7 protein-coding genes are annotated in these 8,239 nt (G+C 71.1%); 5 read left to right on the plus strand and 2 right to left on the minus strand.

Annotation, left to right across the window (positions count from 1 at the left end; translation table 11 throughout):
• Positions 1 to 81 precede the first annotated feature (81 nt).
• From AB0M20_RS15880 to AB0M20_RS15890, 3 genes are all read left to right on the plus strand, one after another.
• Positions 82 to 246 (plus strand): hypothetical protein, encoded by a 165-nt coding sequence (locus AB0M20_RS15880; RefSeq protein WP_364298635.1) that lies wholly within the window; start codon positions 82 to 84, stop codon positions 244 to 246.
• Positions 243 to 821, plus strand: a complete 579-nt coding sequence (locus AB0M20_RS15885) for a hypothetical protein (RefSeq protein ID WP_364298637.1) — start codon at positions 243 to 245, stop codon at positions 819 to 821. The genes AB0M20_RS15880 and AB0M20_RS15885 overlap by 4 nt, the downstream gene beginning before the upstream one ends.
• Positions 822 to 899: 78 nt before the next feature.
• Positions 900 to 2,207: an AI-2E family transporter gene (locus tag AB0M20_RS15890; RefSeq protein ID WP_364298639.1), complete on the plus strand. Its 1,308-nt coding sequence runs from the start codon at positions 900 to 902 to the stop codon at positions 2,205 to 2,207.
• 77 nt (positions 2,208 to 2,284) lie between these two features.
• On the opposite strand, the gene AB0M20_RS15895 is transcribed toward AB0M20_RS15890, so the two are convergent.
• Entirely contained in the window at positions 2,285 to 3,697 is a 1,413-nt protein-coding gene (locus tag AB0M20_RS15895; protein WP_364298641.1) for a cellulose binding domain-containing protein, read from the minus strand.
• A gap of 117 nt (positions 3,698 to 3,814) precedes the next feature.
• Here AB0M20_RS15895 and AB0M20_RS15900 point away from each other — a divergent pair, with 117 nt between their 5' ends.
• Positions 3,815 to 4,678 (plus strand): nucleoside hydrolase, encoded by an 864-nt coding sequence (locus AB0M20_RS15900; RefSeq protein ID WP_364298643.1) that lies wholly within the window; start codon positions 3,815 to 3,817, stop codon positions 4,676 to 4,678.
• A gap of 9 nt (positions 4,679 to 4,687) precedes the next feature.
• On the plus strand, positions 4,688 to 5,029 hold the full coding sequence (locus AB0M20_RS15905) for a hypothetical protein (protein ID WP_364298645.1): 342 nt from the start codon (positions 4,688 to 4,690) through the stop codon (positions 5,027 to 5,029).
• On the opposite strand, the gene AB0M20_RS15910 is transcribed toward AB0M20_RS15905, so the two are convergent.
• A partial coding sequence (locus AB0M20_RS15910; RefSeq protein ID WP_364298647.1) for a hypothetical protein occupies positions 5,004 to 8,239 on the minus strand: 3,236 nt, incomplete at its 5' end. The two genes, AB0M20_RS15905 and AB0M20_RS15910, sit on opposite strands and share 26 nt — an antisense overlap.

Consider the following 8,239-nt stretch of genomic DNA (forward strand, 5'->3'; position numbering starts at 1 on the left):
CCATATAAAGCTCGTGTTTGCTTAAACGATGATTTTGCATAATCTATATCACAATTTAAGCCACTTTTTTCTTCTCCCGAGGTGGGCGGCACGCTGGACGTACATGACGACCTGGTGGCCGGCCTGGCCGTGCCCAGGAGTGTGCCGGGGGAGCGGTTCGACGAGGTGATCAGCCGCTATGCGGCGGATCACCCGGTGCGGGCCTGGTGGCTGGCGAGCGGCGAGAAGCCGGAGGTACGCGCATGACCCGGCGGCACTTCACGGTGGTTCCGGTCGAGGAGCCGGTCACCGAGCCGGTGCTGAAGCTGGGCGGCCGGCCGGTCTGGCTCGAGGCGCCGCAATGGCCGGTCTCCCTCGAGTACGACGAGCCGATGACCTTCGTCGGCCAGTTCCCGGTGCCGGGCGGGCTGGCCTACCTCTTCATGACCCGGGCGGACGACTACGCGCCGTACACGGCCGAGCCGGAGGGCGGCGAGAACGCCGTGATCGTCCAGCCGGGCGGCCGGTTGCAGATGCTCCGCCGCACCATCCACGACGACCCGGCGCCGCAGGTGGTGCTCGCCCAGGCGGAGGGGCCGACGATCGCGCCGGACCACCGGCTGGTGCGGGTCGAGCCGGACGGCGAGTGGCGGCTTCAGTTCGTCGACGGCGAGCCGGAGTGGCTGCAGGGCGACGAGACCCCCGGCGAGGGCTACCGCCTGGTCGCGCAGCTGGCCGCCGAGCTGCTTCCGTTCACCATCAACTTCGGCGACCTGGGCGTCGGGTACCTGTTCCTCTCGGCCGACGGCCGGGAGGGACGGTTTCTCTGGCAGGGTCACTGACCGAGGCGTTTGAACCGGTGAAACAGGGCATGAAGGAGATGCCGGCCGAAGACACCGGCCTTAGCCGGGAGAACGCCGATGAGTTGGGTGCAGACAGTCCGGGAGCGGACCAGGGAACGGCTCGCCGCAGCGGCGAGCCGTAACCCGCCACCGTTCGAGGCCGGGAACGGTCAGGCCGAGCCGATCCGGGTGGTCGAGCAGCCACCCGGGACCGACGACGTCCTGCCCCGCGGGGTGCGGACGGCCGGAGCCTGGGCCTGGCGGTTCATCCTGTTCGTCATCGCCGCGTACCTCGCCCTGCGGCTCGTCTCGCTGCTGCGCGTGGTCATCATCCCGGTGATCGTGGCGATCCTGCTGGCGGCGCTCTTCCAGCCCGTCGCCGCGGCCCTCGTCCGGCGTGGGATGAAGCGGTCCCTGGCCGCGGGGCTGGTGCTCATCACCGCGCTGATCGTGGTCTTCGGCGGGCTGAGCCTGATCATCAGGACCTTCATCAGCCAGATCGACAACCTGTCGGCGCAGGTCAGCGACGGCGTGCAGGAGGTGCAGAACTGGCTCGCCAGAGGGCCGCTGCACATCTCCGGCGCTCAGCTGAGCCAGTACATCGACCGCGCACGGGACGCCATCACCGAGAATCAGGGCGCCCTGACCTCCGGCGCCTTGAGCACGGCCGGCACCCTCGGCGAGGTTGTCACCGGGTTCTTCCTGGTCCTGTTCACGCTCTTCTTCTTCCTGCGTGACGGGTCTCAGATCTGGTCGTTCCTCTGCCGGATGCTGCCCCGCGAGGCTCGGGTGGCCACCGCCCGGGCCGGCCATTACTCCTGGCACACCCTCGTCTCGTACGTGCACGCGACCGTGCTGGTGGCCTTCGTCGACGCGCTGGGAATCGGCATCGGGCTCTTCGTGCTCCGCGTACCCCTCGCCCTGCCTCTGGCGGCGCTCGTCTTCCTCGGCGCCTTCATCCCGGTCGTCGGCGCCACGGTGACCGGCGTGGTCGCCGTTCTCGTCGCCCTGGTCGCCAACGGCCCGGTCACCGCGCTGATCGTGCTGGGCGTCGTGATCGCGGTCCAGCAGCTCGAGGGGCACATCCTGCAACCGCTGATCATGGGTCGGGCGGTCGCCTTGCACCCGCTCGCCGTCATCCTGGCGATCGCCTCCGGCATCGTCGTCGCGGGCATCGTCGGCGGCCTCATCGCGGTGCCGCTGCTGGCCGTCCTGAACACCGCGGTCCGCTATCTGGTGCGGCACCCGTCCGGAGACCCCACCCCCGACCGGGAGCCACCGGGCACCAAGAAGGAAGAGGACGACGAACCGGAGGTCACCGATCAAGAGGCCGTCGCCGCCGCCGAGCCGCCCGCCCCGGAAACCTCGGTGCCGTCCGCCAAGTAGGCGGTCGCGCCCCACTCAGCCAAACACCCCGGCCGGCCGAAGTGGTTCGGCCGGACGGGGTGGCGAGCAGGCGTTGCTCAGCCGCGGAAGCCCGCGAAGATCTTGCTGAACTCGAACGGGGACTGCGCCACGTTCGTGCACTGGAAGAGTGCGCCGTTGCAGGCGTTCTTGTCGCGGTTGGCCTCCCAGAACGAGACGAAGCCGAGGTGGTTGCTGTTCGCGAAGGCGATCAGGTCACGGGCGTCACTCTGGGCGAACGTGCCCTGGTCGTCGTTCTTGCCCAGCATCGGGGTCACGCCGACCATCTTGAACGCGGCCGCGTCGCTGTTGCCGTAGATCGACCTGATCTGGTCCTTCGTGGACTTGACCGCCTGGATCGCCAGGTCGCCGTAGTCCTGCGCCGCCCGGCCGTAGTCCATCGCCATGATGTTGACCAGGTCCACGTCCACGCCGGCGTCCTTGGCGGAACGCACCACGTTCAGGCCGTCCGCCGTGAGACCCTCGGGCAGCACCGGCAGGGTCAGCGAGATCTTCAGGCCGGGGTTCGCCTTCTGCAGCGCGGCCAGGGCGGTCGAGCGGCGGGCGATCGAGGCCCGGTCGGCCGAGGCGGCGCCCTCGATGTCCAGGTCGATGTACTTCAGGTTGTACGCCGACACGACGGCCTGGTACTCGGCCTGCAGCGCCGTCACGTCGGTGCACGCCTGGGCCAGCTCGATGCCGGTCGCGCCGCCGAAGGAGACCTTCACGTCACCGCCGGCCGCCCGCAGAGCGTTGATCTGGTCGGCGAACTGCTTCGACCGCGGATCGAACGCGTTGAACCAGCTCGCCTTGCAGCCGGTGCTCGTGACGAAGGCCAGCGAGAACGACTTGACGTTGCCGCTCGCCGCGAGCTGGGCCAGCGTGGTGGACCCGTTCGAGAGAAGACCCATGTCCACGTACGGGGCGACGAGGACGTTCCCGCTTGCGGGGACGGTCGGGGGCTTCGTCGGCGGCGCGGTCGGGGGCTTGGTGGGCTCGGTCGTCGGCGGTTTGGTCGTCGGAGCCGTGGTCGGGGCGGTGGTCGGCGCCGAGCCGCCCGAGCAGGCGAGGCCGTTGATCGTGCAGCTCGTCGGGTTGCCGCTGCCCGCCACGATGAACCCGAACTCGGTGCTGCCACCCGCCGGGATGGTGGCGTTGTAGCCCTTGTTCCTGGCCGTGGAGACGGCACCCGACGTGGTCACCGCGGCGTCCCAGGAGCTGCCGACCTTGGCGCTGCCGGGCAGGCCGAAGGCGAGCGTCCAGCCGTTGACGGGCGTACCCGTGTTGTTCCTGATCGTGAACTTGGCCTGATAGCCGGAGCCCCAGTCGGAGTCCTTGCTGAAGTCGGCGGTGAGCGCCCCGGCCGCCTTGGTCGTCGGAGCCGTCGCCGCCACCGCGGCGATCGCGCCCCCGCCCGCGGCGAGGAAGGCCGCTCCAAGGTAGATGGTCAGCCGTAGACGTCTGCGTGCCATGTGATGACTCCGATCGAGGTGTTGTCGAACGGCGTCGATCATGGAGCGGCGCGGCTTAAAGAGCCTTGGCAGTTTCCTTAAGTCCGGCTCAAGTCGCTGCGGCCCTACGATGGCGGTGTGCGTGTGGCGTTCGACATGGAGACCCGGGACCCGGACGACGCGCTCACGCTCTGTCTCCTGGCCGGGCATCCCGGCGTACGCCTCGCAGCCGTCACCGTCAATCCCGGCACGCCCGCGCAGGTCGCCGTCGTGCGTGAGATCCTCGCCCGCCTCGGCGCGGACGTGCCGGTCGGCGCCCGCGTCGCCGACTCCCCGCGCGACGACGTGTCGCCCTTTCACCGTGAGTGGCTCGGCGACCTGACCGCGGCACGCGCCGATGCGGTGGCGCACGAGCTGCTGGCACAGGTCCTGGACGAGGACACCGTGCTGGTCACCGGCGCGCCGCTGCACAACCTGCGGCTGCTGCTCAACAACCATCCCGCCGTCGAGGTGCGCAGGTGGGTCGCGCAGGGCGGGTTCGCCGGGGACAACGTGGTGCCGCCCGCCGACCGGCTGCCGAAGTTCGCGGGCGCCACCACGCAGGAGTCGTACAACTTCGGGCACGACAGCAAGGCGGCGCTGCTCGCGCTGAGCAGCCCGCGGATCCGTGAGCGCCGCCTGGTCGCCAAGAACGTCACGCACGGTGTCGCCTGGGATCCCGCGCTGCAACGGCGGTTGCTCGACGAGCGCGACGATCTCACCCCGGGCGCCCGGCTCGCGGTCGAGGCGATGGAGGTCTACCTGCGGGAACGGCCGGAGGGCAAGCTGCTGCACGACCCGCTGGCGGCCGCCGCCGCGCTGGATCCGGCCGCCTTCCGGTGGGCCGAGGTCGAGGTCTACCGCGAGCAGGGGCGGTGGGGGTCACGGCCGCGTGCCGGATCCAATATGTACGTGTCCACCGCCGTCGACGCCGATCGCGCCCTGCGCACGCTGATGTGGTGAACTGACCGCGTGAACCTCCAGGCCTGGATCTACGCGCTGCCGATGGCCGGCCGGGACGCCGACGCCGCGGTGGCCCAGGTCGCCGCCCTGCGGGAGGCGCTCGACCCGATGCTCGCCCGCGGCGCCTTCGCCGGCTGGCACGCCGCTGCGCTGCTGTCCGAGGACGATCTCGAGGAGGAGGACATCGACCCGGAGTGGATCGAGCCGGCGACCGGCGGCGAGCTCCCGGCGGTCTTCCTCAACATCACCTACGACCGCGACCGGGGGCCCGCCGGCGACGCCGAGCTCGACGCCCTGTTCGCCCGGACCGGCCTGCGCCACACCCTCACGGACCCGCCGGTTTCTGACTGATCAGGTCGATGAGCACGTCGCGGGTGGTCTGCCCGGGCTTGGGGTAGAGGACGCGCACGATCCGGCCCTGACGGTCGAAGATCGTGATCGGCTCGGTCGAGGCCGGGTCGAAGGCGACCTCCATGTCGTCGCCCAGCGCCATCCGGACACGCCGGGTGTCGGTCGAGGTCACCTGCGCGCCGCCGGGCTGGCCCGAGGTCGTCTGCCCGCTGCGCGGCTGCACCGTGACACCACCACCGGCGGTCTTCTCGAAACCCATCAGCTCACGGACCCAATGGGTCTCGAACGTGACGTCCGGATGCTCCTTGGCCAGCGGGAGGAAGACCTGGTCCCGCAGGGACCGCGCGGTCGTGCCGCCCATGTAGTAGTCGACGATCGCGATCCGCTTGGCGCCGCCCTCGATCAGCTTGCGGAACTCGGCCTGCATCGCGACATCCTCGAACTTGCCCTTCTTCTGCTTCGGGTCGGGGTTGCGATGCACGTCCATGGTCCGGACCTTCGGGGCCAGGTCGGGGCTGGCCGCCTTGATCACGTCGGCCAGGAAGGCGCCGCCGCGCACCATGCCGACGATCACGTCCGGGTTGTCCGCCGTGAGCTGCGCGGTCAGGTCGGCGACCGCCTTCTGGTTCTCGGCCACCACGCTGTCCAGCGCGAAGCCCTCCAGCTCACCGCGCTCCTTGCCGGTGGGCGTGCGCAGCTGGTTGATCACCTCGCCGCGTTCGGCGTTCGTGGAGCCCGGCTTCTCGATCAGCGCGGCCAGCTCGGCCAGCCGCGGCTGCAGATCGGCCGGCGTGGACCGCTCGGCGAAGAACATCGGCTGCTGCCCGGGCAGTGTCGCGGTGACCACCCGGCGTCCGCTTCCGTCGGCCGCCTCGGTGACCGACGCGCCGAGCGCCTTCATCCGGTCGACCAGCGCCTGGGTGGTTCCCGCCTCGTACGTGTACTGACTCGTCCCACCGCCGCGCTGCAAGCCGACCCGCTCGGGCAGCTCGAACGACTTCGTCAGCAGCTCACCGCTGATCGCGGCCTGCTCCGCGGCCAGGTCGGCCATCGCCTTGCGCAGCGCGTCGGTGCCCACCTCACGGTCGCCGCGCACCGCGTCCACGGTCGCGCGCAGCTTCGCGTCCAGCTCGGCCGCCTGCTTGCGCAGCGGCTCGATGACCGCGGGATCGTCGCCCTTGCCGCTCGCGTACGCCGACCGCAGCGCCTCGGTCAGCCGGGCCCGGCCGGCCTCGATCGCGGCGAGGTCGGTGCCGTACTTGGCGTGGAACTGTTCCAGCGCCCGGAGCTGCCGGCGGCTGTGGATCGCGTTGCTGACCGAGCGGGCGGTGACGCTCAGGGCCGCGTACATGACCAGGCTCTCCACCGCCATGACCGCGAACTCGTCGGAGGTCGGCCAGCGGCCCTCCTCGATGCGGAACTGGACCGTGCCCCACGCCTGCAGGATCGGGAACGCGGCCAGGTGCTGGGCGGCGCCGGTCATCGCGCCGAGGCCGCGGGCGGCCATCGCGCCGCGTACCCCCTCACCGACGACCCGCAGCAGGCCGAACAGGCCGGCGTTGAGCAGCAGCTCGGCCAGCAGCGGCGTGGTCTGCGGCGCGATCATCCCGCCGAGGCCACGTTGGACGCCGGTGAAGGTGAGCGTCTGCAGCGCGACGGACCCGCCGATCGCCAGCATCGTCGCACCCTCGCCGGCCGCGACCAGGGCGCCGACACCCGCCGTGACGATCGTCGCAACCAGCATGATGGCGAAGCCGGTCAGGAGGCCGGACGCGCCGATCAGCAGCGGGATCGCCTTGTAGAAACGCTCGACGTCCGGATCGGCTCGGTGCCGGGCCATCGCCGCGCGCAGCCCCTCGGCGTCGTTGGCGTAGGCCTGGTCGCGCATGGCGACCATCCGGTTCATGATCTTGGCGATGCCCTCGTAGCCGGTCGGGATCACGTTGAAGCCGCCGGCCAGCTGCTCGTACCCGCGAACCGCCCGCTCCCAATGCTGGACGCCCTCCATGCTCAGCTGGACGACCTCGAGCCGGGCGACGAAGCGCCGCTCCCGGTCCGCGACGTCCGGGGCATTGGCCTGCCGGGCGGCGGCCAGCTCCTTGGCCTGCGCGTCGAGCTCGGCGAGACGGGTACGGATCCACTTGACCCACTCGACCATCTGGGTGACGCGGGGGTTCAGGATCTCGTAGCCGCCCTGCCGCTTCTCCATGATGCTCAGGTCGACCTCGGTCAACGCCATCGGCAGAGCCGCCGCGGACGCTTCGGCGACGGCCAGCGCCGCGGGTGCCTCCGGGGTCAGGGCGGCGGCGAGCGCCTCGACGTAACGGGTCCGCACCCGCCGGGTCGCCGTGATGTAGCTCGGGGCGCTGGCCTGGTCGGCGTCGGGGGAGGCGTACTGCGTCAGCTGGCCCTTGATCAGCGCCAGGTCGCGCTGCACGCGTTCGACCACCCGCTGGCCCACCACGATCCGGGCGGAGACTCCGGCCGCGTCGGTGGCGACCTGGGAACGGTCGGCGTTGACCCGGCCGCGCACCGCCGTCACCGCCTGGGTGATCGCGTCGTCCTGCGGGTGGTCGACGAGGATCTGGGCGAGCACCGCCTCCAGCAGCCGGGCGCGATTTGTCAGCTCCTCGGCGCCCAGCGTGGGCACCTGCTCGGGCACGATCGGCTTGCCGCGGGCCGCGGTCTCCGCCGCGGCGAGCTGGTCGTCGGCGCGGGTGCCGCCCTCGGCCGCGCCCTCACCGCGGCGAACCGCGTTGTTGAGCCGGATCGCCTCGGCGCCCTCGTGCACCGCCGTGATGCCGCCAGTCAGCTCCCGGATCATCCGCTTGAGCATGGCCCGGCCCGAGTCGGCCTGGGCGAACTGGTCGAGGTGCTCGTCGCGGGCCGCCCGGACGAAGCCGCTGGACACGTCGTCGCGGTCACCGTCGGGCAGCGCGTCGAGCACGGAGCCGACGTATGCGTAGTGATTGGACGTCATCCAGGCCAGGTCGAACAGCTTGCGGCCGAGCGCGTCCTCGTCGAGGTCGCCCCAGGAGGTGAAGCTGTCGATCAGCTCCGCCGGGCTCTTGGCCTGCTCGGGCATGCGCTGCACGACCGTCCCGCCGCCGCGCCCGGCGACCGGGGGCAGGCTCAGCCCCGCGGTGAACCGCTCGGCGACGGCCTCGGCCTCCCGCTCGGCGGGATCCGACGGGTCGGACACCCACGAGC

Origin of the sequence: Actinoplanes sp. NPDC051633, assembly GCF_040681735.1 — a bacterium.
In the GTDB taxonomy this organism is placed as follows: domain Bacteria; phylum Actinomycetota; class Actinomycetes; order Mycobacteriales; family Micromonosporaceae; genus Actinoplanes.

Bases quoted from the DNA above. Each gene is read 5' to 3' on its own strand.
- AB0M20_RS15885 (WP_364298637.1), top strand. From the start codon at position 243: ATGACCCGGCGGCACTTCACGGTGGTTCCGGTCGAGGAGCCGGTCACC.
- AB0M20_RS15890 (WP_364298639.1), top strand. From the start codon at position 900: ATGAGTTGGGTGCAGACAGTCCGGGAGCGGACCAGGGAACGGCTCGCC.
- AB0M20_RS15895 (WP_364298641.1), bottom strand. From the start codon at position 3,697: ATGGCACGCAGACGTCTACGGCTGACCATCTACCTTGGAGCGGCCTTC.